24 protein-coding genes are annotated in these 25,218 nt (G+C 61.1%); 20 read left to right on the top strand and 4 right to left on the bottom strand.

Translation table 11 applies throughout. The features are described from left to right. Positions 1-53: 53 nt before the first annotated feature. From ACUZ9Q_RS00500 to ureG, 19 genes are all read left to right on the top strand, one after another. On the top strand, positions 54-344 hold the full coding sequence (locus ACUZ9Q_RS00500; protein WP_027181023.1) for a DUF503 domain-containing protein: 291 nt from the start codon (positions 54-56) through the stop codon (positions 342-344). Next, on the top strand, positions 331-1,359 hold the full coding sequence (locus ACUZ9Q_RS00495) for a DHH family phosphoesterase (protein ID WP_192113517.1): 1,029 nt from the start codon (positions 331-333) through the stop codon (positions 1,357-1,359). Before ACUZ9Q_RS00500 ends, ACUZ9Q_RS00495 begins: the two co-directional genes overlap by 14 nt. 102 nt (positions 1,360-1,461) lie before the next feature. Continuing rightward, the gene (truB, locus tag ACUZ9Q_RS00490) at positions 1,462-2,475 is read left to right on the top strand and encodes a tRNA pseudouridine(55) synthase TruB (RefSeq protein ID WP_371740830.1); all 1,014 of its coding nucleotides are present in this window, start codon (positions 1,462-1,464) and stop codon (positions 2,473-2,475) included. Between the two features lie 24 nt (positions 2,476-2,499). After that, the gene (gene rpsO, locus ACUZ9Q_RS00485; protein ID WP_022659913.1) at positions 2,500-2,769 is read left to right on the top strand and encodes a 30S ribosomal protein S15; all 270 of its coding nucleotides are present in this window, start codon (positions 2,500-2,502) and stop codon (positions 2,767-2,769) included. 170 nt (positions 2,770-2,939) lie between these two features. Beyond that, the gene (pnp, locus tag ACUZ9Q_RS00480; RefSeq protein ID WP_215646870.1) at positions 2,940-5,180 is read left to right on the top strand and encodes a polyribonucleotide nucleotidyltransferase; all 2,241 of its coding nucleotides are present in this window, start codon (positions 2,940-2,942) and stop codon (positions 5,178-5,180) included. 67 nt (positions 5,181-5,247) lie between these two features. Next, positions 5,248-6,231 (top strand): hypothetical protein, encoded by a 984-nt coding sequence (locus tag ACUZ9Q_RS00475; protein WP_192113515.1) that lies wholly within the window; start codon positions 5,248-5,250, stop codon positions 6,229-6,231. Between the two features lie 375 nt (positions 6,232-6,606). Next, on the top strand, positions 6,607-8,175 hold the full coding sequence (locus tag ACUZ9Q_RS00470) for a sigma-54-dependent Fis family transcriptional regulator (protein WP_225530058.1): 1,569 nt from the start codon (positions 6,607-6,609) through the stop codon (positions 8,173-8,175). A 342-nt stretch (positions 8,176-8,517) separates the two neighbouring features. After that, positions 8,518-9,804: an urea ABC transporter substrate-binding protein gene (gene urtA / locus ACUZ9Q_RS00465; protein WP_323390734.1), complete on the top strand. Its 1,287-nt coding sequence runs from the start codon at positions 8,518-8,520 to the stop codon at positions 9,802-9,804. Positions 9,805-9,923: 119 nt separating this feature from the next. Continuing rightward, complete coding sequence (gene urtB / locus ACUZ9Q_RS00460; protein ID WP_323390735.1) at positions 9,924-11,606, top strand: urea ABC transporter permease subunit UrtB; 1,683 nt, start codon at positions 9,924-9,926, stop codon at positions 11,604-11,606. Further along, a complete protein-coding gene (gene urtC / locus ACUZ9Q_RS00455; RefSeq protein WP_215646882.1) occupies positions 11,607-12,758 on the top strand; it encodes an urea ABC transporter permease subunit UrtC in 1,152 nt (383 codons plus the stop codon). It abuts the gene before it with no gap. After that, the gene (gene urtD, locus ACUZ9Q_RS00450) at positions 12,755-13,651 is read left to right on the top strand and encodes an urea ABC transporter ATP-binding protein UrtD (protein WP_225530057.1); all 897 of its coding nucleotides are present in this window, start codon (positions 12,755-12,757) and stop codon (positions 13,649-13,651) included. Before urtC ends, urtD begins: the two co-directional genes overlap by 4 nt. A 105-nt stretch (positions 13,652-13,756) precedes the next feature. After that, positions 13,757-14,452: an urea ABC transporter ATP-binding subunit UrtE gene (urtE, locus tag ACUZ9Q_RS00445; protein ID WP_227118439.1), complete on the top strand. Its 696-nt coding sequence runs from the start codon at positions 13,757-13,759 to the stop codon at positions 14,450-14,452. Positions 14,453-14,481: 29 nt separating this feature from the next. Beyond that, positions 14,482-15,540 (top strand): urease accessory protein UreD, encoded by a 1,059-nt coding sequence (locus ACUZ9Q_RS00440; protein WP_323390737.1) that lies wholly within the window; start codon positions 14,482-14,484, stop codon positions 15,538-15,540. Between the two features lie 100 nt (positions 15,541-15,640). Continuing rightward, positions 15,641-15,943 carry an urease subunit gamma gene (gene ureA / locus ACUZ9Q_RS00435; protein ID WP_192113509.1) on the top strand — a complete coding sequence of 101 codons (303 nt, stop codon included), beginning with the start codon at positions 15,641-15,643 and terminating at the stop codon, positions 15,941-15,943. A gap of 70 nt (positions 15,944-16,013) precedes the next feature. After that, positions 16,014-16,355, top strand: coding sequence for an urease subunit beta (locus ACUZ9Q_RS00430; protein WP_323390738.1), 342 nt, complete (start codon positions 16,014-16,016; stop codon positions 16,353-16,355). Beyond that, positions 16,352-18,073: an urease subunit alpha gene (gene ureC / locus ACUZ9Q_RS00425; RefSeq protein WP_215646886.1), complete on the top strand. Its 1,722-nt coding sequence runs from the start codon at positions 16,352-16,354 to the stop codon at positions 18,071-18,073. The genes ACUZ9Q_RS00430 and ureC overlap by 4 nt, the downstream gene beginning before the upstream one ends. A gap of 22 nt (positions 18,074-18,095) precedes the next feature. Beyond that, positions 18,096-18,539, top strand: a complete 444-nt coding sequence (gene ureE / locus ACUZ9Q_RS00420; protein ID WP_192113507.1) for an urease accessory protein UreE — start codon at positions 18,096-18,098, stop codon at positions 18,537-18,539. Further along, positions 18,532-19,434, top strand: coding sequence for an urease accessory protein UreF (locus tag ACUZ9Q_RS00415; protein WP_323390739.1), 903 nt, complete (start codon positions 18,532-18,534; stop codon positions 19,432-19,434). The genes ureE and ACUZ9Q_RS00415 overlap by 8 nt, the downstream gene beginning before the upstream one ends. A gap of 5 nt (positions 19,435-19,439) precedes the next feature. Continuing rightward, positions 19,440-20,069 carry an urease accessory protein UreG gene (ureG, locus tag ACUZ9Q_RS00410; protein WP_192113505.1) on the top strand — a complete coding sequence of 210 codons (630 nt, stop codon included), beginning with the start codon at positions 19,440-19,442 and terminating at the stop codon, positions 20,067-20,069. 92 nt (positions 20,070-20,161) lie between these two features. Here the strand turns inward: ureG and prfA are convergent, their stop codons facing one another. The 3 genes from prfA to rpmE form a co-directional block, all read right to left on the bottom strand. Next, the gene (gene prfA, locus ACUZ9Q_RS00405) at positions 20,162-21,232 is read right to left on the bottom strand and encodes a peptide chain release factor 1 (RefSeq protein ID WP_192113504.1); all 1,071 of its coding nucleotides are present in this window, start codon (positions 21,230-21,232) and stop codon (positions 20,162-20,164) included. A 132-nt stretch (positions 21,233-21,364) separates the two neighbouring features. Next, the gene (locus ACUZ9Q_RS00400; RefSeq protein ID WP_192113586.1) at positions 21,365-22,279 is read right to left on the bottom strand and encodes a DUF1385 domain-containing protein; all 915 of its coding nucleotides are present in this window, start codon (positions 22,277-22,279) and stop codon (positions 21,365-21,367) included. Between the two features lie 169 nt (positions 22,280-22,448). Continuing rightward, the gene (gene rpmE / locus ACUZ9Q_RS00395; protein ID WP_192113503.1) at positions 22,449-22,661 is read right to left on the bottom strand and encodes a 50S ribosomal protein L31; all 213 of its coding nucleotides are present in this window, start codon (positions 22,659-22,661) and stop codon (positions 22,449-22,451) included. A gap of 264 nt (positions 22,662-22,925) precedes the next feature. On the opposite strand from rpmE, the gene ACUZ9Q_RS00390 reads away from it, so the two are divergent. Further along, on the top strand, positions 22,926-23,702 hold the full coding sequence (locus ACUZ9Q_RS00390) for a TlyA family RNA methyltransferase (protein WP_215646890.1): 777 nt from the start codon (positions 22,926-22,928) through the stop codon (positions 23,700-23,702). Positions 23,703-23,708: 6 nt separating this feature from the next. Here the strand turns inward: ACUZ9Q_RS00390 and ACUZ9Q_RS00385 are convergent, their stop codons facing one another. Further along, the gene (locus ACUZ9Q_RS00385) at positions 23,709-24,971 is read right to left on the bottom strand and encodes a DNA polymerase IV (RefSeq protein ID WP_297895580.1); all 1,263 of its coding nucleotides are present in this window, start codon (positions 24,969-24,971) and stop codon (positions 23,709-23,711) included. Positions 24,972-25,218 lie beyond the last annotated feature (247 nt).

Below are 25,218 nucleotides of genomic sequence, written 5' to 3'. Positions count from 1 at the left end.
AGGCGACAAGCCTGCAAAAAGCCTTTCGCCCGGCAGGAATCCAGCCTATGGCCATGTTTATGGCGGTTCTTACCGTAGAATTCAGCCTGGAAGGCAACGATAATCTCAAGGCCAAGCGCCGCGTTGCCAACAGCCTGAAGCAGAAGACCAGAAACAAATTCAATGTAGCCATAGCCGAAGCGGGAACAGAAGACAGCCTCTCCCGTCTGCGGCTTGCAGTGGTATCCATTTCCAACAGCGAGAGCCATCTGCGCAGCCGCATGGACAAATGCGCGCTCATGATGGAAGCGGTCTGCCCCGAGGAAATGACGGATAGCCAGGTGGAGATATATGCAGCGGACTGAACTCATTCCCCCGCAATTCCGCGAAGGTGCGGAACGCATGGCCGAAGCTTTTCGCCATGTGGATCAGGTTATTGTGGCCGCCCATGTGAACCCAGACGGCGATGCAGCAGGCGCGGTGGCGGCTGCTGGGCATATTTTGCGCTCCATGGGCAAGGAATTCATGCTCTACGCCCAGCCAGGCCTGCCGGGATATCTGGATTTTTTTTCCACGCCGGGCTTTGTGCACACAACGCTGGAGCATCCGCCCTTCAAGCCGCGCTGCGCGGTGCTGCTTGACTGCGGCGAACCCGAGCGCCTTGGCCGCGAGCTGGCGGGGCGCCTGCCGGATCTGCAAACCCTGAATATTGACCACCACCTCGGCGGCAACGGCATGGGGAACGTGGCAAACTGGGTTGAACCCCAGGCAGCGGCCACTGCCCAGCTCATGGCCTATGTGGCCCTGGCCGCAGGCCTGCCCCTTACTGGCGAGCTGGCAAACGGTCTGGCCCTTGGCATCATTACCGACACCGGCGGTTTCTGCCACGGCAATACCAGCGCCGAGGTGCTCTACCTCACGGCCCATCTGGTTGAGCATGGCTGCAATATTGCCCAGTTGCGCGAACATCTTGAAAACAGCTGGAGCCGTGGCCGCCTGACCCTCTGGGGCCAGCTTTTGCAGCGGGCGCAACTTGAGCGCAACGGCAGCGTCTGTTTTTGCCCCGTGTATCTTGAAGACCTGCGCAAATGCGGGGCGCTGAAGGAAGACCTTGAGGGCTTTGTGGAGCAACTGCGCCGTTTGCGCGGCGTTCAGGTGGCCGCAGTACTGCGGGAGGATTCCCCGGCCTGCTGCAAGTTCAGCCTGCGCTCCTACGGGGCGGTAGACGTGCGCGCGGCGGCGGCCAGACTTGGCGGCGGCGGGCACCGCAATGCCGCGGGCGGCACTGTGCGGGCAGATATGGATGCGGCAAGCGCCCAGTTGCTGGCGGCCATAGCTGAAGAACTGGATGCCGAAGAGCAGGATTCTTCCGGCGAGTAACAGTTTTCTGCTTTTTTCTCGGCTTTAGGGCCCGCCAGGGGCCTTTGCCGTCGATATTTTTTTGACTTATGCCCGCTCTGCGGCTATGGTAGCAACTTGCGTATGAGTATGACCAAAGCGGCTGCTGCCGCACCCAGCACCCCAGACCGGCAGCCGGAAAAAAGCTCCGGGGCGGCCCAGTTGCCCCAGCAGCACGGCATTCTGGTGCTGCGCAAGCCCTCCGGCCCCACCTCGGCCCGTTGTCTCACGGCTATCAAACGCCTTGGGCAAAAAAAGATCGGGCATGCGGGCACTCTTGATCCTTTGGCATCAGGGGTTCTGCTTGTTTTGCTGGGGCAGGCCACCAAACTTTCAGGGCATCTGCTGGCTGGCGGCGGCAAGGTTTACAGCGGCACGCTGCGGCTGGGCCAGACCACCGACACCTGGGATATTGAAGGCAAGGTAGTGGCCGAAGCGCCGTGGGAGCATGTGAGCGAAGCTGACGTGCGCCGCGAAGTTGCCGCGTGGCTTGAGCTTGCCGAGCAGGCCGTGCCGCCCTATTCAGCGGCCAAGCACGAAGGCCAGCCGCTCTACAAACTGGCGCGCAAGGGCGTAGAAGCCCCTGCCAAGGTCAAACGCATGAAAATTTCACAGGCGGAAACACTCACGGTGAGTCTTCCGTTTGTGAGCTTTCGGGTCGCTTGCAGTTCTGGCACCTATATACGCTCCCTGGCCCACAGCTTGGGGACGCGCTTAGGGTGTGGAGCCGTGCTCACAGAACTGACCCGGGAGTATAGTCACCCCTTCGGCCTCGATGTGGCCCACGATCCTGCGGATTTCACGGCTGATCCCACCCTGTTGCCCGGTTGCGTGCGTCCCATTGCGGAAGCGCTGCCCCACTGGCGCAAGGTGGAACTCACGCCGGATGAAGCCGCACGTGTGCGCAACGGCATAGCCGTGCCTTGCCGCCCGGAAGCACCCGCGCAAGCGGATGCCCCCGAGCAGGGCGCGACAGGTGCCGAGCCTGCGGAAGGCTTTGCGCTGCTGCTTGAACAGGGCACTGCCCTGGCTCTGGCGCAGCTCGAAACCACGCCCGCTGGCCCATGCTGGACCGTGTTGCGGGGACTTTGGAACTAACCCCGACTATCAAGGAGTACTGCTGTGGTAATGGATGCCAGCGACAAGAAAACGGTTATTGATGCTCACGCCAAACACGAAGGCGACACCGGTTCCCCGGAAGTTCAGGTGGCTCTGCTCACCGCCCGTATTGAAGACCTCACCGGTCACTTCAAAGAACACAAGAAGGACTTCCACTCCCGCACCGGTCTGCTCAAGCTGGTTGGCCGTCGTCGCAACATTCTGAACTATCTGAAGAAGAAAGACGTTCAGCGTTACCGCGCTCTTATCGAAAAGCTCGGTCTGCGCAAGTAAGACTTCTGTCGCGCAAGGGGGAGCCAGCGCTCCCCCTTGTTGCTTGAATCAACCCCCACGAGGGTACAAAACGCGAAGAAGGGGGGTCCGGGAAAATCAGGCAGAGGCCAAAGGCCGATGATCTGCCCGCTTTTGCCGGAATCCCCTTCGCACTACGCAAAGGAATTTTTATGTATCAAGATATTTTTGAACCCATCAGGGTTACAGCCATGGTCGGCGGCAAGGAAGTTATCCTTGAAACAGGCCGTATGGCCAATCAGGCCCACGGCTCTGTGTGGATTCAGTGCGGCGGTACCGTGGTGCTTGTCACCGTGTGCTCGCAGACGCTTGAATTCGACAAGGGCTTCTTCCCCCTTACCGTTGAATACTCCGAAAAAATGTACGCCGCTGGCCGCATCCCCGGCAGCTTCTTCCGCCGCGAAATCGGCCGTCCTTCCGAGCGCGAAACCCTGGTTTCCCGCCTGATCGACCGCCCGCTGCGTCCGCTCTTCCCCAAGAAGGGCCTGAACGAAGACGTGCAGGTTCTGGCCAGCGTTATCTCTGCCGATCAGGTGAACGACTCCGACGTGCTGGCCCTTACGGGCGCTTCCGCCGCTGTCATGCTTTCGCCCCTGCCCTTTGACGGCCCGGTGGCCGGTGGCCGCATTGGCCGCATCAATGGCCAGTTTGTGCTGAACCCCACCTTTGAGCAGCAGGAACAGAGCGACCTCAACATCGTGTTTGCCGCCTCTGCCGATGCGCTCACCATGGTGGAAGGCGAAGCCCGCTTTGTGCCCGAAGAAGTCATCATCGACGCTCTTGAATGGGGCCGCCAGCAGATTCAGCCTCTGGTCGAAGCCCAGCTCAAGCTGCGCGAACTGGCCGGCAAGCCCAAGATGGCCTTTACCCCCCACGCCGACGACCCGGTTCTGGTTGCCCGCGTGAAGGAACTGGCCCTTGCCGCAGGCCTGGAAGAAGCCCTGCGCGTGCCTGAAAAGATGGCCCGCAAGGACGCCCGCAAGGCCGTGAAAGAAAAGGTCATGGAAAACCTCAAGAACGATCCGGCCTGGGCCGAAAACGACGCCGCGCTCAAGAGCGTGGGCGACATGCTCTCCGACCTGGAAAAGAAGCTGGTGCGCGCCCGCATTGTTAACGAAGGCACGCGCATTGACGGCCGCGACACCAAGACCGTGCGCCCCATCCAGATCCAGACCGGCCTGCTGCCCCGCGCCCACGGCTCCGCCCTGTTCCGCCGCGGCGAAACCAAGTCCATGGTTGTGACCACCCTTGGTTCCTCCACCGATGAACAGCGTATGGATTCGCTCACCGGCGACGTGACCAAGCGCTTTATGCTGCACTACAACTTCCCGCCCTTCTCTGTGGGCGAAGTCAAGCCCGTGCGCGTTTCGCGTCGCGAAATCGGCCACGGCGCGCTGGCGGAAAAATCCCTGCGCCCCGTGCTGCCCGCTGACGCTGATTTCCCGTTTACCCTGCGCGTTGTGTCCGAGACTCTCGAATCCAACGGCTCCTCCTCCATGGCTGCCGTGTGCGGCGGTTCGCTTTCACTCATGGATGCGGGCGTGCCCATCAGCGCCCCTGTGGCCGGTGTGGCAATGGGCCTCATCAAGGAAGGCGACAAGTTCATCGTGCTCACCGATATTCTTGGTGATGAAGACGCCCTCGGCGACATGGACTTCAAGATCGCTGGCACCGCAGAAGGCGTGACCGGCGTGCAGATGGACATCAAGATCACCGGCCTCACCACCGAAATCATGCGCGCCGCCATGAAGCAGGCCCACGAAGGTCGTCATCACATTCTGGAAGAAATGGCCAAGGCCATTGGCGAACCGCGCAAGGAACTTTCGCGCTTTGCCCCCCAGCATGCCGAAGTGTTCGTGAACCCGGACATCATCCGCCTCATCATTGGCCCCGGCGGCAAGAACATCAAGGCCATCACCGCGGCTACGGGCGCGTCTGTGGATATTGAAGACTCGGGCCGCGTGTCCATCTTCGCCCCCACGGCCGAAGCCCTGGAAAAAGCCCGCGAAATGGTTTCTTACTATGACCAGCGCCCCGATCTCGGCAAGAACTATCTTGCCAAGGTGCGAAAAATCATGGAAATCGGCGCCATCGTGGAAGTGCTGCCCAATGTGGAAGCCCTTGTGCACGTGTCGCAGCTTGACGTTAACCGCGTGGAACAACCCGGCGACGTGGCTCGCCTTGGCGAAGACATGATGGTCAAGGTCATTGAAATCAACGGCGACCGCATCCGCGCCAGCCGCAAGGCCGTGCTGCTTGAAGAGCAGGGCCATCCCTGGAATCCCGAAGAAACCGCCCGTCCTCCCCGTTCCGACAGGGGCGACCGCGGCGACAGAAATGGCCGTGGTGACCGTGGCGGGCGTGACCGCCGCGACCGTGGCGACAGACGTTAAAATGTATTGCGCGCAGGCCGGATACTCTCCGGCCTGCGCCCTGACCGCGCGATGAAAGGAATATTTCATGGCCAAAAAAGCTGAAAACAAAATTCAGGCTGCCGAAACCGAAGCCGAAGAATGGGTTCGCGTTGACAGTGAAGGCAATCCTCTTGCCGATCAGGCTCCTACTGCCGAAGAGCTGGAAGCCAAGCTGGCTGCCGCCAACCGTGGGCATACAGAAACCCTGGGCGATGCCTGGGCGGTGCTGACAGGGCAAAACCCCGCCGCCATCATGGGCCAGATTGCCACCACCGTCATGCACGACGGCGGCACCCGCCCCTCCTGGCAGTGGAAGCGCGACGGCAAGGATCACATCCTGCTGGCATGGCCGCAGGATCAGCCCGTCAGGGCTGCCGTGCTTGTGGCTGGCGAGGAAGGGGAAAAGCTTGCCCCTGTTACCGCCACCCCCCTGCTTGAAGGGCTGCCCAACGACCTCACGGTTGACGACGTGCACCCCTGGCAGACCGGCGTTGAGGCCAATGTGGCCGTGACCATGCTTGAGGGCAAAAACCCCATGTGGTTTTATGACCCGCTGTATGGACGCGACAAGGACGACCTCACCCCCGGCGTCATGCACACATTTTTGCTGGCTGGCCTCGCTCTTGGCCTGCGCAAGGCCCTGCTGGACGAAATCACCATCACCCAGGGCGTGCGTTACGAGGCCTATGCCGAGGCATGGCTTGCCGAAAACCCCGGCAAAACCCGCCTGGACGTGCCGCCTCTCAAGGTGAGCGTCAGCAATCGTCACCTCATCATGCCAGGCCGCAACTTCTGCGAATACCAGATGCGCGCCACCATTGAAGAAGTGAAAGACTGCCAGCTTGAAAAAATGCCCGTAAAGCTGCTCTACCTCAGCTTTCCCTTTGAGGACAGACAGCCTATGCGTCTGGCTGTTTACGCCTCCAAGATGGTTCTGGGCGAGTACGAACCTGAAGCGGGACACGAAATCGATGCCTATGTATGGCTGCAAGGCCGTATCATTGACATTGACCAGGGACCGCAGCAATAATCTGTTGAAGGGCCGCGCCATCGGCGCGGCCCTTCAACACTCTGAGTCTGTGGCGGAGCCGCCCTGCCGCCAGCTATGAAGCGGCCCGTTTCAGAGCAATCAGCCCCACAGGGGGCACAACGACCTGGGATTGCACCATCTGCAAGCCGACAACAGGTCAGACAAGATCCCGCATCTTCCCCCCTCAGTCTGCATCAGCGCGCACCATGTGCCGCGATGCCTGATGTGCCGTTCCGTATTGCAGCAATTTTGGTTGAGATTGCTCAGGTTACTGCGTGAGCAGATGCCCGCCACCAAGGCGTAACGCAGCTATGGACAATGTTCGGCAACTTAGGAAAACAGCGCCGTACTCACGCCGCATTGAGCAGGGGACATATGCAAGAAGCCCATTTCGCCGCGCCCTTCATGGGCACAGGGCAGTGCCTCGACACCCTTAACCGGGTGTTGGCCGCCCTATCGCCGGGCCATTCCTTTCACGATTCTCTGCGGGAGCTGCTGGCGGCTCTTGCAGAAGACATGCACTTCGACAGGCCCCACATTGTGGTTCAGGACCCTGAAAGCGGCGAGCTCAAGCTCTCGCTTTCCTACGGCCCTGCGGACGCGCCCGAGGCCGCCTATGAGCCGGGATCAGGCATCACTGGTCAGGTTTTTGCCGAGGGCAGGCCCATTATTGTTTCATGCATGCAGGGTCGGCCAGACTTTCAGAACCGCCTTTTTGGCCGCAGCCAGGAAGAAATGGCGCGGCTGGCATTCATCAGCGTGCCGGTGCGCGTTGAAAATGCCGACCAGACGGAAGTTATCGGCACCCTGAGCGCCGATACCCCCACCGCCCCGGAATCAGAACTGGATCTGCGCTGCCGCTTTCTCGAAACCGTAGCCACGCTTGTGGGCCGACAGGTGGCACGTTTGCAGGAAGAAATGGCGCGCCAGCATTTCTGCATGCTGCCCGATGAACCGCTTGTCAGCGGCACGCCAGCCTCGGTCATTGCCACCTCCAAGAGCTTGCGGCACGTGCTGCGCCGCCTTACCCAGGCCGGGGCCAGCCGCGCAACCGTGCTGTTGCGCGGGGAGTCGGGCGTGGGCAAAGAACTGATGGCCCAGGCCCTGCACACAGCAAGCCCTCGGCGCACGCAGCCGCTGGTCATGCTCAACTGCGCCGCCCTGCCCTCGGAACTTATTGAAGGCGAGCTTTTTGGCTGGCGCAAGGGCGCGTTCACAGGCGCGGTGCAAAACCGTGCCGGCCTTTTCCGCCAGGCAGACAAGGGCACGCTGTTTCTGGACGAAATCGGCGACCTCTCCACCACCGCACAGGCAAAGGTGCTACGCGCGCTTCAGGAAGGCGAAATCCAGCCTCTTGGCGATGAACGCCGCTACAAGGTGGACGTGCGCCTTGTCTGCGCAACCAACCGCCCGCTGGAAGAACTGGTGGAGCAGGGGCTATTCCGCGAGGATCTGTACTACCGCATCAATGTCTTTCCCGTGTTCATTCCGCCGCTGCGCGAAAGGCCGGAGGACATTTTGCCCCTCACGGAGCATTTTTTGCGCATGTTCAGCAAGGAATACGACCGCCCGGTACGGCGCATTTCCACGCCTGCCATCGACCTTTTGCTGCAATACCACTGGCCCGGCAACGTGCGTGAACTGAAAAACGTCATGGAACGCGCCGTGCTCATCTGCGAAGATGCCGTGCTGCGCGCCCATCACCTGCCCAGCACCCTGCAAAGCGCGGAGAGCAGCAGCACCGGCCCCACGGGCGGCGGCCTCGGCTTTAACGAAACTATCGCCCGGGTGGAGCAGGAATTTATTGTGGATGCCCTCAAAAATGCCCGTGGCAATATCCATCAGGCCGCGCGCGATCTGGGCATCACCTACCGCATCATCTATTACAAGATGAAAAAGTACGGCATAGATCACCGCCGTTTTGCTCCTTCCACCCCAGCATAACGCCTCAAACCGATGCACGGCATACAGCACTTCACACCCGGCCCGGCAGACTTGTAATCTGCCGGGCCGGGTGTGTTTTTTTGCGCTGGCGCTCAGAACTGTGGCAGGGCATACAGCACCACTCTGAATGCATACAAAATTGTTTTAAAATCCCATAATTTTACAAAAATGTTTTAATTTTAGAGCACTACATAAAAATTTATCAAACAAATACAAATTATTACAAAAAATATCGTCTTGGAACGCCTCTTGCTTACCTATGTGCTGTAGCAAGCAGCGCGGCAACCATGGGGGTGCGCCGCGTCACGTACAGACATACAGACAGTTCCAAGGAGGCTCCACATGTTCAAGAAAACGTTGGCGGCGTTGGCTCTCATGCTCGTCACCCTGTGCGGTTCGCTGAACGCAAAGGCCGAGGAAGACACCATCAAGGTGGGCATTCTGCATTCGCTCTCCGGCACCATGGCCATCAGCGAAACAACGCTGAAAGACGTTATGCTCATGCTCATTGAAGAGCAGAACAAAAAAGGCGGCCTGCTGGGCAAAAAACTGGAACCAGTGGTGGTGGACCCTGCCTCCAACTGGCCCCTCTTTGCAGAAAAGGCCCGCGAGCTGCTGAGCAAGGACAAGGTCGCCGCTGTTTTCGGCTGTTGGACCTCGGTTTCGCGCAAGTCCGTGTTGCCAGTGTTTGAAGAACTCAACGGTCTCCTCTTCTACCCCGTGCAGTACGAAGGCGAAGAATCTTCGCGCAACGTCATCTACACCGGCGCGGCCCCGAACCAGCAGGCCATTCCCGCCGTGGACTACCTGATGAACGACCTCGGCGTGAAGCGCTGGGTGCTGGCCGGTACGGACTACGTGTTCCCCCGCACCGCCAACAAGATCATCGAAGCCTACCTGATCTCCAAGGGCGTGAAAAAGGAAGATATCCTCATCAACTATACGCCGTTCGGCCATTCCGACTGGCAGTCCATCGTTGCTGAAATCAAAAAGTTCGGCAATGCGGGCAAAAAGACCGCCGTGGTTTCCACCCTCAACGGCGACGCCAACGTGCCTTTCTACAAGGAACTTGCCAACCAGGGCATCACTGCCGCCGACATTCCCGTCATGGCTTTCTCCGTGGGCGAAGAAGAACTCTCCGGCATAGACACCAAGCCTCTGGTAGGCCATCTGGCCGCCTGGAACTACTTCATGAGCGTGGACAATCCCGCCAACAAGGCCTTCATCAAAAAGTGGCACGACTTTACCAAGAATCCCAAGCGCGTGACCAACGACCCCATGGAAGCCCACTACATCGGCTTCAACCTGTGGGTGAAGGCTGTTGAAAAGGCCCAGAGCACCGATGTGAACAAGGTTCTGAAGGCCATTGTGGGCCTTGAAACCCTCAACCTTACCGGCGGCGTGGCCAAGGTCCTGCCCAACCACCACATCACCAAGCCCGTGCTGATCGGCGAAATCCAGGCTGACGGCCAGTTCCAGGTGGTCTGGGAAACTCCCTCCGTGGTTCCCGGCGAAGCGTGGTCGCACTACCTGCCCGAATCCAAGGATCTGATCGGCGACTGGACCGACCCCATCAACTGCGGCAACTACAACACCAAGACCAAGAAATGCGGCGGCGCTTCCAAGTAGCCCGCGCAACCGTATGAATCTGCGGCGGGGGCCCCAGCGGCCCCCGCAATCCCCCCACGGCACGTCGGCCAGGGCCAGCACCAGCGCAGACCCGGCAGACCAGACTAAAGGATATTCCCATGCGCACGGCGCTCTTGCTCTGCTGCCTCATAATTTTCAGCCTGCCTCCCGCAGTGCTGGCGTCCGGACCGGAACCGGACGGGAATGCCGGGGGCGCGGTTTCGACTCCTTCCGCGTCCCCGGTGCAAACTTCGCCATCCATTATTCCAGCCGATCTGCTCAAGGCTCTGGTGAGCCCCAAGGTAGCGGACAGGGATGCGGCCATTGCCGCGCTGGAAAAGGATGACAGTAGCCTTGCCGCGCCACTGCGCGAAAAACTGCTGGAAGCCCTGCTGCGCAATACCCTGCTGGCCGATGCCGCCGCAGGAGCGCTCTTTGTGAGCGATGATGCAGGTCAGGCGCGGTCCCTTGACGCCAAGGGAGAACTTGGCGCGGCGCAGAGCGCCGATGCCCTGCGCAAGGTGGGCACAAGCAACCGCCAGCGCCAGCGCATTACGGATATCCTCAACGCTCAGGCCCTTACCTCCACAGACACGGCCAAGCGCCGTCAGGCTTCGGCGGCCCTTATGGACAGCGCCACTCCGCCCCTCAAGGCAGAGGCCCTGAACAAACTGCTGACAGGGGAAAAGGACGAAGCCGTGCGCGGCAACCTCAGCGCGGCCCTTGCCCTGTACGTGGCGGCTGATCCTGCCGCCGTGCGCTCAGACCAGCTTGCCGCCGTCAAGGCTCTGAACAGCAACGGCAGCCCGGCAGCCCTCAACGCCCTGCGCACGCTTGCCGCCTCATCCGACACGGCGGTGGCAAAAGCGGCGGACGATGCCCTCTATTCCCAGCGCGTTTCCGCCCAGTGGGCGCAGTTTTTTGAAATGCTCTTTTTTGGAACGAGTCTGGGATCCATTCTTGTACTAGCCGCCATTGGCCTTGCCATCACCTTTGGCGTCATGGGCGTCATCAACATGGCTCACGGCGAACTGATCATGCTTGGGGCCTATACGGCCTGGGGCATGCAGCAGCTCTTGCCGGGCCAGCCTGGTCTTGCGCTCATTCTGGCCGTGCCCGCCGCCTTTCTGGTGAGCGGCGGCACAGGCGTGCTGCTTGAAAAGACTGTTATCCGCTTTCTCTATGGTCGGCCGCTGGAAACATTGCTGGCGACATTCGGCATCAGCCTTGTGCTGCAACAGGCCGTGCGTACCATGTTTTCGCCCCTCAACCGCGCCGTGCAGAACCCGGAATTCATGAGCGGCGTGTGGCAGATAACCCAGCATTTCAGCCTGACCTGCAACCGTGTGTACATCATCCTGTTCTGCCTTGGCGTATTCGCCCTCATCCATGTGGCCATGCACCGCACCCGGCTGGGGCTTGAAGTGCGCGCCGTATCGCAAAACAGGGCCATTGCCCGCTGCATGGGCGTACGCGCCTCGCGCGTGGACGCACTGACATTCGGCCTTGGCTCCGGCGTGGCTGGCATGGCTGGCGTGGCCTTGAGCCAGGTTTCCAACGTTGGCCCCAATCTGGGCCAGACCTACATTGTGGATTCCTTCATGGTCGTGGTGTTTGGCGGCGTGGGCAACCTCTGGGGCACGCTGACGGGCGGGCTGGCCCTGGGCATTGCCAACAAGTTTCTGGAGCCTGCCAGCGGCGCCATGCTCTCCAAGATCATCATTCTGGTCTGCCTTATCCTGTTCATCCAGAAGCGCCCGCGCGGCTTGTTTCCGCAAAAGGGCCGCGCGGTGGAGGCATAAATGGCGACCGATATCTTTGAACGGGAAAGGCTGCTCAACGCGCCTACCCGCAACTTTCTGGCTGTTACCGCCCTGCTGTCGCTGGCTGTGGTTGCAGGCAGCCTGCTGCCTGCAGGCAGCGCCCTGCATGTGCCGGGCTACATGGTCACCCTGCTGGGCAAATACCTGACATATTCATTGCTGGCACTTTCCGTTGATCTGGTCTGGGGTTTCATGGGCGTGCTCAGCCTTGGGCACGGCGCGTTTTTCGCCCTTGGGGGCTACGGCTTTGGCATGTACCTCATGCGGCAGATAGGCGCGCGCGGCGTATACGGCAATGCCAACCTGCCGGACTTCATGGTTTTTCTGAACTGGAAAGAACTGCCCTGGTTCTGGCAGGGCAGCGAATACTTTGTGGTGGCACTGCTGCTGGTGGTGCTGCTGCCCGGCCTGCTGGCCTATGTGTTTGGCAGGCTGGCCTTTGGTTCGCGGGTTTCGGGCGTGTATTTCTCCATTATGAGTCAGGCCATGACCTACGCCCTCCTGCTGGCCTTTTTCCGCAACGAGATGGGCTTTGGCGGCAACAACGGTCTCACGGACTTCAAGACCCTGCTGGGCTTTGAATTGCAGACAGACGGCATGCGTACAACCCTGTTTGCCTGCTCCGCCGTGGCGCTCATGGCTGGCTACCTCCTGTGCCGGGCCGTGACGGCGTCGCGCCTTGGGCGCGTGTGCGTTGCCGTGCGCGATGCGGAAAGCCGCGTGCGCTTTATCGGCTACAGGGTGGAGCGGTATCAGGTGGCGGTGTTCACGCTTTCCGCCATTCTGGCGGGTATCGGCGGCGCGCTGTATGTGCCGCAGGTGGGCATCATCAACCCTGGTGAATTTTCGCCCCTCAACTCCATTGAAATTGTGGTCTGGGTGGCGCTGGGCGGCCGTGGGCGGCTTTACGGCGCTGTGCTTGGCGCGTTTGCCGTTAATGCCTTCAAAACGTGGTTTACGGCGGTCATGCCCGAGGCATGGCTGTTTGCCCTTGGTGGCATGTTTGTGCTGGTGACCATCTTTCTGCCGCAGGGCCTCGCGGGCTTGCCCGAGCAGTGGCGCAACCGCGCAATACGCGGCGCGGCGTCAGATGCCCCTGCCGATTCCGCCAATGAAGGAGGCGCAGCATGAAGACCCAGCAGGATATCTTGCATGGGCGCAGCCTTGAGGACGTGGCAGAAGCCGCCCGCGCCTACGAAGAAACGCACGCCCCCTTTGACAAGCGCCCCATGAAGATGCGTGCCCGGCCCCCGCGCCGCATGATGTCCAAGCCAGACATCGCGCTGTATATGGAAAAAATCAGCGTGAGCTTTGACGGCTTCAAGGCGCTCAACGACCTGACCTTCTATGTGGACAAGGGCGAACTGCGCTGCGTCATCGGCCCCAACGGCGCGGGCAAGACCACCATGATGGACGTGATCACCGGCAAAACCCGGCCCGACGCTGGTTCCGCATGGTTTGGGCGCACCTGCAATCTGCTGCAAATGGATGAAGTCGCCATCGCCCAGGCTGGCATTGGCCGCAAATTCCAGAAGCCCTCGGTGTTCGAGGCCCTGAGCGTACTGCAAAATCTGGAACTGGCGCTGGCTGGCGACAAGCGGGTATGGCCCACATTCCGCGCGCGGCTCTCTGCCGACAACAGGGTCTTTATCGAAGAAGTGCTGCACCGCATCCGCCTGACGGAACTGGCCCGCTTGCAGGCGGGCAAGCTTTCGCACGGGCAGAAGCAGTGGCTTGAAATCGGCATGCTGCTCATGCAGAAGCCCCAGCTTCTGCTTCTGGACGAGCCCGTGGCGGGCATGACGCCTGAGGAAATGGATCGCACCATCGAACTGCTGCACGACCTTGAGGGCGAGCAGAGCATCATGGTGGTGGAACACGACATGGAATTTGTGCGGGCCATTGCCCACAAGGTAACGGTACTGCATCAAGGCAGCGTGCTGGCCGAGGGCACCATGGACGAAATGCAGAACCACCCTGCCGTGGTGGAGGCCTATCTGGGCGAACCGCTGGGCGCGGCCTAGCGCCTGCACGGCCTTGGCCTGCCGCTGGCTGATTTCGGGCTGGCCTTGAGCTGGATGACCGCTGCAAACTGCCAATTTTCGAGCCTCATGCTCCGGAGGAGCGTAATGCTGCATATAACAGGTCTCAATCAGTATTATGGCGAAAGCCACATCCTGCGCGACGTCAACCTTGAGGTAAAGGCCGGTTCGTGCGCCTGCCTCATGGGACGAAACGGCGTGGGCAAAACCACCTTGCTTCAGTGCATCATGGGCGTGCTACCGGCGCGCTCCGGTCATATTCTCCTTGAAGGAACGGACTTGCTTCCTCTGCCTGTGGAGCGCCGCGCGGCCCTGGGCATCGGTTATGTGCCGCAGGGCCGCCAAATCTTCCCCCTGCTGACCGTACGTGAAAACATGGAACTTTCCCTGCCCATGCGCAAGGACAAGGCCGGGGCCATTCCTCAGTTCATCTTTGACTTTTTCCCCGTGCTGGGCGAAATGATGCATCGGAGGGGCGGCGATCTTTCCGGCGGGCAGCAGCAACAGCTTGCCATTGCCCGGGCGCTCACACTGGAGCCGCGCCTGCTCATTCTGGACGAACCAACCGAGGGCATTCAGCCCAACATTGTGCGCGACATCGCCACAACCATTCGCAGACTCAACGAAGAAATGGGCCTCACAGTGCTGCTGGTGGAGCAGAAAGTGCCTTTTGCCCGCCGCATGGCAGATACCTATATGATTATGGATCGAGGGCACATCGTTTCACAGGGCGGCATGCACGGCCTGGATGATGCCACCGTCAAAGCCTTTCTGAGCGTCTGATTCCCGCCACGGAATCCAAGAGGATCTGCATGTCTGCCAACACCGCAAACCCTGCCGGCAATCTCCACGGTCACTGCTTTACGCCTGACCGGCGCTGGAGCGCGCGCATGGAGCTGGATTTTGCGGTGCGGCAGGGGCGCACCACGCTGGCAAAAATGCAGTTCAGCGGGCCTTTGCGCGTGCAGCGACCCTTCTATCCCGAAGCTTCGCCAGCCAATGCGCCGGGCCGGGCGCAGGTGTCCCAGCCCTGCCACTGCTGTCTGCTGCACCCGCCGGGCGGCCTTGTAAGCGGCGACGATCTGAGCCTTGCCGTGCGGCTTGCGCAAGGCGCGCACGCCCTGCTCACCGCGCCTTCTGCTTCCAAATTCTACGCTGCGGATGCGCATAACGTCGCCCAGCGTCAGACCACAGACCTGAACGTTGCGGGCGGCATGCTGGAATGGCTGCCGCGTGAAACCATCATCTATGACGGCGCGCGGGCCGAAATGCGCACATCGGTGGAGCTGGACAATGCCAGCGCCTGCATCGGCTGGGAAATGATCTGCCTTGGCCGCCCTGCCGCCAGCGAGAGCTTTACCCACGGCAGCGTACGCCAAAGCCTCATACTCACTCGCGAGGGGCTACCCCTGCTGCATGAGGTGCTGCGCTTTGAAGGCGGCGATGCCCTGCAAAAATGCGCCTGTGGTCTGGGTGATCAGGCGGTCTCCGCCACCCTCTTTGCCGTGGGACGCGGAGCGGATGACGGGCAAGACCTTGCCGCGCTGGAAGCATGCTGCACCACGCTGCAAAACATGCTCTCGCCCAACTGCGATTTTGATGATGCGCCAGATGGCCCTCCTGATGATGCATCAGGAGGGCCAAGCCCCGCTGCATGCGATAGTTCCGTCCAGGCCAGGCCCGTTCCCCTGTCTGCCCACATGGGGGAACGGGCCGGAGCCACCGTGCGCGGAGGGGTGCTTGTGGTGCGCTATCTGGGGCCGGATATGGAAGAAGCTCGCAACCTGCTGCTGACAGCCTGGAACCTGCTGCGGCCAAAGCTGACAGGCTGCCCGCCGCATATGCCGCGCATCTGGTACGGAGCTTTTTAAGGTTTTTTCACAGCCGGACTGCGGCCTGAGCTGCAAGTCGGGCTGTGATCATATAATTTTCAAGGAACTCTTGCGGCATGCCGCACATACAGGAGGCATCATGGAACTTCTGCCCAGAGAAAAAGACAAGCTGCTGCTTTTCACCGCCGGGCTGCTGGCAGAGAGGCGCAAGGCGCGCGGCCTCAAGCTCAATTACCCCGAGGCTGTGGCCTACATCAGCCTGGCAGTGCTTGAAGGCGCGCGCGACGGACAAAGCGTGGCCGAGCTTATGGGTTCGTGCCGCAACCTGCTCACGCGCGAGGACGTCATGGACGGCGTCCCCGAGATGGTCCACGAAGTGCAGGTGGAGGCCACCTTTCCTGATGGCACCAAGCTTGTGACCGTGCACGATCCCATTCTGTAATCAGGGCACCAAGGGCAAGCCGTGCACGACAACGAACGCAGCAACGTATACGAACACGCAAGGGGGACGCATGATTCCCGGTGAATTTCATATCGCAGAGGGCGAAATAACCCTTAACGCACTCTCGGAAGGGCAGGAAGTTGTGCTGGAAGTTTCCAATACCGGCGACAGGCCCATTCAGGTTGGTTCGCACTACCATTTTTTTGAGGTAAACCCGGCCCTGACCTTTGCCCGCGAATCCGCGCGCGGCATGCGGCTCGACATACCCGCTGGAACCGCCGTGCGCTTTGAGCCGGGGCAGAAACGCGAGGTGCGCCTTGTGTCCTACGCCGGGGCACGGCGCGTGTTTGGCTTTCGCGCCCAGATCATGGGGGCGCTTGATGCCGAAGCCCCCAGGGAGGAAAAAGCATGATCCGCATCCCCAGAAGCCAGTATGCCGAACTCTACGGCCCCACCACGGGCGACCGCATCCGCCTTGCGGACACGGAACTGTGGATAGAAATTGAGCGCGACCACACCGTCTATGGCGATGAAGTCTGCTTTGGCGGCGGCAAGGTCATTCGCGACGGCATGGGCCAGAGCCAGATCAGCAATGCTGACGGCGCTATGGACACAGTCATCACCAATGCAGTCATCATGGATGCGGCGCTGGGCATCATCAAGGCCGATCTTGGCATACGCGACGGGCGCATTGCCGCCATCGGCAAGGCGGGCAACCCCGATGTACAGCCCGATGTGGACGTGATCATCGGCCCCGGCACGGAGATTATTGCGGGCGAAGGCTGCCTGCTCACCGCTGGCGGCATGGACTCGCACATCCATTTTATCTGCCCGCAACAGGTGGAAGAAGCCCTTGCCAGCGGCATTACCACCATGCTTGGCGGCGGCACCGGCCCTGCCACGGGCACCAACGCCACCACCTGCACCCCCGGCCCCTGGCATCTGGAACGCATGCTGGCCGCCACAGACGCGCTGCCCATGAACTTTGGTTTTTTGGGCAAGGGCAATGCCGCCATGCCCGAGGCCCTGCGCGAGCAGCTCGAGGCGGGCGCTTGCGGCCTGAAACTGCACGAAGACTGGGGCACAACCCCGGCTGCCATCGACACCTGCCTTACCGTGGCTGACGAATACGATGTGCAGGTCGCCATCCATACCGACACGCTCAATGAGGCGGGCTTTGTGGAAGACACGCTGGCCGCGTTCCGTGGCCGCACCATCCACACCTACCACACGGAAGGCGCAGGCGGCGGCCACGCTCCCGACATTTTGCGCGCCTGTTCCCTGCCCAACGTGCTGCCCTCGTCCACCAATCCCACCCGGCCCTATACCGTGAACACCGTGGACGAGCATCTGGACATGCTCATGGTCTGCCACCACCTCAACCCCTCCCTGCCAGAGGACGCGGCCTTTGCCGATTCGCGCATCCGGCGCGAAACCATTGCCGCGGAGGATATCTTGCAGGATATGGGCGTAATCTCCATGATTTCCTCAGACTCGCAGGCCATGGGCCGCGTGGGCGAGGTCATCACCCGCGCGTGGCAGACCGCCCACAAGATGAAGGTGCAGCGCGGCCCCCTGCCCGAAGACCGGGGGCGCGGCAACGACAACTTCCGGGTGCGCCGGTATCTGGCCAAGTACACCTGCAACCCTGCCGTGACCCACGGCCTTTCCCACGCCATTGGCGCAGTGGCCCCCGGCCTTCTGGCCGACCTCGTGTTGTGGAAGCCCGCCTTCTTTGGGGTCAAACCCTCGCTGGTCATCAAGGGCGGGCAGATAGCCGCCGCGCCCATGGGCGATGCCAACGCCTCCATCCCCACGCCGCAACCCATGCACTATCGGCCCATGTTTGGCGCGCTGGGGCAGGCTGCGGCTGCCGCCAGCCTGAGCTTTGTTTCGCGCGCCTTCATGGAAAACGGCGGCGAGGGACGGTTGCGGGAGCTGGGCCTGCTGCGCGGGCTTTCCTCCTGCCGGGGTACGCGCACCCTGTGCAAGAGCGACCTCTTGCTCAACAGCGCCACCCCGGCCATTGCCGTGAACCCGCAAACCTATGAAGTCCGCGCTGACGGCGAAATACTCACCTGCGCTCCGGCGGAAGTGCTGCCGCTGGCGCAACGGTATTTTTTGTTCTAGGCAAACCACCCAAGGAGCGACCATGCTGGAATTTACCGAAAACATGGGGCAGCGCACCAATCTGGAGCCTACGGCCACCCTCACCCTGACCTGGGAGCAGCGCGGCAAATGCCGTCAGCGGCTGCGGCTGGACAGCGGCGAAGAAGCTGGCCTGTTTCTCACGCGCGGGCAGGTTCTGCGCGAGGGCGATATTTTGCGCGCCGGGGACGTACTGGCAATTGTGCGCAACGGCGCGGAACCCGTGGTGACGGGCATTGCCCCCAACTGGGAAACCCTGGCCCGCGCCTGCTATCACCTTGGCAACCGCCACGCCGCCTTGCAGCTTGGGCACAAGTGGCTGCGCTTCATGCCCGACCACGTGCTTGAAGAACTGGCGGAAAATCTGGGTCTGCGGCTGCGGCGTGAAAACCTGCCCTTTGTGCCCGAGGGCGGAGCCTACGGCGGTCACGGTCACAGTCATGGCTGAATTGGCTGCCGGACTGGCGACTGACCCGGCATCCGAGCAAACGCCCCCCACAAGGGCGCTGGCAGGTGGAACCTGCCTTGCTCAAAAAGTACAACAGTGCGCGCCGCATGAGCAGGCGAAGGACGCCGCAGGACAAACCGGGCCGCATGCTGGCCGTGGCTGTAGCCGCACGACATGGAATGGGCCGCAGTTTGGCCTGACAGCCTTGCTCTATCTGGCGGGGCAATCCCTGCCCGTGGGCGGCTTTGCCTGGTCGCAGGGCCTGGCCGCCGCAGTGGAGCGGGGGCATGCAGGCACGGCGGAAGGCGTGCGCCGCTGGCTTTGGGGCGTGCTGCGCCTCGGCCTTGCCCGCAACGACCTGCCGCTGCTGCTGCGCATGCACACGGCGGCAAGCAGTGCGGATGCCGATGCACTGGCCCGCTGGAATGCCCTTATGCTTGCCGGGCGCGAAAGCCGCGAACTGTGGCAGGAAGAAATCCAGATGGGGCGGGCCTTGCGCCGCATTTTGCACGATCAGGACATGCTGCCGCACTGGCCTCTGCCAGACAACGCAGGGTACACGGCCTGTTTTGCTGTTGCCGCCGTCATGCTCGACCAGCACGCCCGCAGCATGGAGCCTTTTAGCGACCCTGCCGCGCAACAGCGCGCCGGGGTGGACGCGGCCTGCGCCTATGTGTGGAGCTGGCTGCAAAATCAGGTGGCCGTGGCCTGCAAAACGGTACCTCTGGGCCAGACCGCCGCACAAAAACTGTTGCTGGAGTTCATGCCTGCCGTGCCGCAACTGGTGGCGCAGGCAGCGGCCCTGCCCGATGAGGACATCGGCTCCAGCCTCCCCGGCCTTGCCCTGTGCAGCGCCGGACACGAACGGCAATACACCCGACTTTTCAGGAGTTGAACGTCATGACCAATAGACCCTGCCTGCGAGTGGGCGTTGGCGGCCCAGTGGGTTCCGGCAAAACGGCCCTCTTGCGCCACCTGTGCATGCGCCTTCGCAAGCACTACAACATGGCTGTCGTCACCAACGACATTTATACCCGCGAAGATGCGGAATTTCTGCTGCGTCACAACGCCCTTGAGGCCGACCGCATCATCGGCGTTGAAACGGGCGGCTGCCCGCATACCGCCATCCGCGAAGACGCCTCCATGAACATTCAGGCAATTGAAGAGCTTCAGGCCCGCCATCCTGGCCTTGAGCTGGTGCTGGTGGAAAGCGGCGGAGACAACCTCTCCGCCACGTTCAGCCCGGAACTGGCAGACCTCACCATCTATGTCATCGATGTGAGCGGCGGGGACAAAATCCCGCGCAAGGGCGGCCCCGGCATCACCAAGTCCGACCTGCTCATCATCAACAAGGTTGACCTCGCGCCCATGGTGCATGCCTCGCTGGACGTGATGGAGCGCGACACCCGGCGCATGCGCGGCGAACGCCCCTATGTGCTCACAGAGATGCTTTCCGGCGCAGGCATTGAAGCCGTGATCGCCTTTATCATCCGCGAGGGCATGCTGCGGCTGCCCGACCAGTCAGTATAAGTGCATTGCCTGCCGCGTGGATGCCCGCCACGCAGACGCAAAAAACGCCCGCGATTGCGGGCGTTTTTAGTATCCATATTACAGGCAGGCGATTAATCAGAAGCCTGCGCCTTGAGCGCATCGGCCTGCGCCACAGTGCTCAGGGCTTCAATCAGAGGATCGATTTCGCCTTCCATGATGCGGTCCAGAGAATACAGGGTCAGGTTGATGCGGTGATCCGTGCAACGCCCCTGCGGGAAATTGTAGGTGCGGATGCGTTCGGAACGGTCGCCGGAACCCACCTGCGACTTGCGGTCGGCGGAAATTTCCGAATTATAGCGTTCACGCTCGGCGGCCAGGATGCGCGAGGCAAGCACCTTCATGGCGCGGGCCTTGTTTTTGTGCTGCGAACGTTCATCCTGACAGGTCACAACGGTATTGGTGGGCAAGTGCGTGATGCGCACAGCCGATTCCGTTTTGTTGACGTGCTGGCCGCCAGCGCCGGAGGCCCGGTAAATGTCGATGCGCAGGTCTTCCGGGCGGATTTCCACGTCCACTTCTTCCGCTTCGGGCATAACGGCCACGGTGGCGGCAGAGGTGTGGATGCGGCCCTGGGCTTCCGTGGCGGGCACACGCTGCACGCGGTGGGTGCCCGCCTCGAACTTGAGGCGGCTGTACACCTTGTTGCCGCTGATAAGGCAGATAACTTCCTTGAGGCCGCCCGATTCAGAGGGCGATTCGCTCATGAGTTCCACCTTCCAGCCCTTTACTTCGGCATAGCGCGAATACATGCGGAACAGGTCAGCGGCAAACAGGGCCGCTTCTTCGCCGCCAGTACCGGCGCGGATTTCAAGAATGGTGTTCTTTTCGTCCAGCGGATCCTTGGGCAGCAGCATGAGCTTGAGCTCCTGCTCCACCTCGGGCAGTTCCGTTTCAATGCGGCGCAGGTCTTCCTGGGCAAGCTCGCGCATTTCCGGGTCTTCATCGCGCAGCAGCAGCTTGTTTTCGGCCTGTTCCTGCAACAGCGCCTTGTGACGGCGGTACATCCCCACAATGTCGCGCAGATCGGCATGGGCCTTGGTGAGCTTGCGGTAGTGTTCCTGATCGTTGAACACGTCCGGCTCAGCCAGGGAATGCTCCAGCTCCATGAATTTCTTTTCCAGACCTTCCAATTTGGCGAACATAGGTGTCTCCAACACGCTGTGGGCGGAAAAAACGAAAATCGGGCGCGCAGCCATGCCGCAAGCAGCATGTCAGGCAACAGGCCCATGTACAGCATCTGCCGCAAAGGCGGCAGAAAAAGACGGCAATAAGCGCTATTCCGTGGTGTAGGCTACGGTGCGCACCCTCGCGCCGTCATCCGGGCCAAGGGCTTCACGCAGGGCCACCACGGCCACTTCAAGCTGGCTTTCGTCAGGCTCGTAGGTGGTGAGCCGCTGGAGGGCCAGCCCCGGGGCGCGCAGCACAGTTGCCGACAGCCCTTCGGGCAGCTTGGCGGCGTAGCGTATAAGCTCATAGGCCAGCGCGCTTATAGGCACCATCAACAGCAGCTTGACTCCAATGGTGAGTGCGTGCTTGGCCACTTCGCCCTGCGGCGTGTAAATGCTCAACATCAGGGGAACCAGCACCGCATGCAGCAATATGGAAATGCTGATGACAAACAGCAAAAACGTGGTTCCGCAGCGCGGATGCAGACGGCTTTTACCCATGGCAGCGGCTGCGTCCACATCGCCCCCCGCCTCATAGGCGTGGATGGTTTTGTGTTCTGCCCCGTGATACTGAAAAACACGGCGGATATCAGGCACATATGAAATTGCCTTGATATACCCCATGAAGATGCAGCACTTGAAAAAGCCGTCCCAGAGGTGGAACGAAAGCCCTTCCACATCGCCGCCAAGGCGCGCCCAAAGCATCACCAGCGAGAGCAGGTGCGGCACAACCACAAAAAGGCCTACTGCCATCAGCAGGGCCAGAATCAGCGTAAGCACCAGATGCCAGCCGGAGATTTCCTCCTGCTCGCTCTGGGCCACAGCTTCAACCGAGCGGTTGAGCGCCTTGATGCCGTTGACCAGGGTCTCCAGCAGCACAGGAAAGCCCCGTACAAAGGGCTTTTTGAGCCAGGGGCTGCGGGTAAGCGAAAACCACGGGCAGCGCATGGCACGAATGACGCCGTCGGTCTGGCGAACAGCCAGTCCGTAGACATCACCGTGACGCATCATCACGCCTTCCATGACGGCCTGCCCGCCTACCGGGGCGCATTCCGCATTCAAAAGAGCGAGGGCAAGCTGCAACACACCGCTCGCGCGCTTTGCGCGCGGGGCGATTTGCTGCGAGCCTGCCCGCCGCGAACTTTCGGGCGTCATGCCAGTGCTGGAGTCCCGGTAAAGGCCCGACCCAAGCTTACTGCTGATCAAACTTGGCGTACTTCTTGCGGAAGCGGTCAATACGACCAGCGGTATCAAGAAAACGCTGCTTGCCGGTGAAGAAAGGATGGCAAGCGGAGCAAACTTCCACGTTAACCTGTTCGCCCTTGGTGGAGAGCACGTGCTCTTCATTGCCGCAGGCGCAGGTGATGGTGGCGTTGAACACTTTGGGATGGATATCATTTTTCATGGCAGCTACCTCGTGAACGCGGCATAATCCAGCTTTTACAGCAATTCGGACGCCCGCGCGTTTTACCCTTGGCGCGGCGCAGTACCGCACAAGGGCAAGCTATATAGCCCTCTTTTGCGGCTTTGGCAAGTGCACCGGGCTGGGTTAAGCATAAAATGGCTTTACGGCCCCGGTCATACGCTCGCCGCAAGCCACTTGGCGGCCCCACGCGGGCAACTTAGAGGCAGTCTTGTGGTTGCCGCGGCAAGCAGCTATAAGACCTCCATGCCTAAATCACCCAGACAACGCGCCGACCAGCTTGTATTTGAACAGGGCCTTGCGGAAAGCCGCGAACAGGCCCGCCGCCTTATCATGGCGGGCAAAATCATCCTTGAGCAGACGGTTCCTGGCGCGCCGCCGCAGGTAGTGCCCAAACCGGGGCATCCTTTTGCTGCGGACACGGTTTTTGCCCTGCTGGAACCGGAACGCTACGTGAGCCGTGGCGCTTACAAACTTTTGACCATCCTTGAGCATTTCAAGCTGGATGTGACCGACTTTGTGTGCCTGGACGCGGGCGCTTCCACCGGAGGTTTTACGGACTGCCTTCTGCAACGGGGGGCCAAGCGCGTTTATGCTGTGGATGTGGGCAAAAACCAGTTACACGAACGCCTGCGGGCCGATGAAAGGGTGATAAATCTAGAAGGCGTCAACCTGCGCCATGCGGAGCAGAGCCTTATCCCCGAGATGGTTGATCTGGTAGTCGCGGACGTTTCCTTTATTTCGCTCACCCTCGTGCTGCCCTCGTGCATGCCCTGGCTCAAACCCGGCGGCATGCTCGCCACGCTCATCAAACCCCAGTTTGAGCTTGGCCCCGGCGAAACCGTCAAGGGCGTGGTGCGCGATGATGCCGCCCGCCAGCGCGCGGTGGACAAGATTCTGCTCTTCACCCAGGCCAATCTGGGTCTTGCCTGTCAGGGCGTGCTGCCCGCCGCCATCAAGGGCCCCAAGGGCAATCAGGAATACATGGCCCTGTTTGCGCGGCAGGGTCAGGCAAGCGCATAAAGCCGCCTAATCCTCACGGCCAGATTCTTTTGCATCCGACGTGTCCACATCCCCGGCGCTATCCGGGGTAAGCGCGGCAGCGGTCTTTTTTTCCGCAGGCGTAAACAGTCGCCCGCGCTGCACGGCCTTGTTGCCAAAGCGGCTGCGCAGATCGTCCAGCGCTGCATCCAGCTTTTGTCTCCTGGCCTCAACCTGCGGGTCCAGCCCCTGCGTTGCGGGCTTGACCGCGCCCGGCAAGACCAGTTGCGCCACAGGCGCGTCAAAACCTGAAACCCCAAGGCCGATAAGCCGCACAGGCTGGGGCAGGGGCAGCTCGCGCAGCAGGGCGCAGCCCACTTCAAAAATGGTTTCCGTGGAGTTTATGCCCTCCGGCAGGGTGCGCGATCGGGTAATCTGGCGAAAATCCGTATACTTGACCTTGAGCGTCACCGTGCGGCCCCTGTAGCCGTGCCGCCGCAGCGAAGCGCCCACGCGCTCTGCATGGGCCAGCAGCATGCGCTGCAAAAAATCCCGGTCGCGCGTGTCCTCGGTAAAGGTGCATTCCGCGCTTTCACTCTTGGCGGCGCGTTCGGTCTCGATGCCGCGCGGGTCGCGCCCGTGCACGCGCTCATACAGCACACCGCCCCACTTGCCGTATTTGCGCAGCATGAAATCCAGACTGTAGCGGCGCAACTGCCCCACAGTTCTCACGCCCAGACCTTGCAGACTCTCAACCATGCGCTTGCCCACGCCGGGAATCTTGCCCACAGGCAGGGTCGCCAGAAAGTCGTCCACTTCTTCGGGCCGCAGGATGAACATGCCATCGGGCTTGTTGATGTCTGAACAAATCTTGGCAAGAAACTTCACCGGCGCGGCCCCGGCGGAACAGGTAAGCCCGCCCGTGGCCTCGCGCACACGCTCCTTGATGCGCAGGAGCAGTTCTTCCAGCGAGCCGAACAGACGCTCAAGGCCTGTGGCGTCCACATAGGCCTCATCCACGCTGGCCTGCTCCACAAGGGGTGAAAACTCGGCAAGGGCCGCCATGACCGCCCGCGAAAGCTCGGCATAGCGCGCGTATCGCCCACGCACCACAATGGCCTGCGGGCAGAGCCTGCGGGCCGTTGCCATGGGCATGGCGGAATGCACCCCAAAAACGCGCGCCTCGTAAGAACAGGTGGAAACCACGCCCCGCTGCTCGCCGCCCACGATGACGGGCTTGCCGCGCAGGGAGGGGTCGTCCATCTGCTCTACCGATGCAAAAAAGGCATCCATGTCTATGTGGATGATCATGACAACATTCCGGGCGCCGGTTTCAATATTGCGTATGGGGTTAATTTGATTCGGTGCTTATGATTTTTCTTTGCTGTTCACGTTAACGGGCAACAAGTTTCGCGTAATTCATACTTCTCAATAAGCTACGTTTAAAAAGATGGATTTTGTCCTCTGGCAAGGAAAAGGCCCGTTTCAGGACAGCAACCGACAGAGACGTTAGTCGTAGCTCGCACAGATGCTGTTTTGTTCTCCGGCAAGGAAGAAT

Source organism: Desulfovibrio desulfopostgatei, assembly GCF_053570645.1.
Note: the sequence above shows the minus strand (reverse complement) of the source record. Positions and strands in the feature narration are given on the sequence as shown.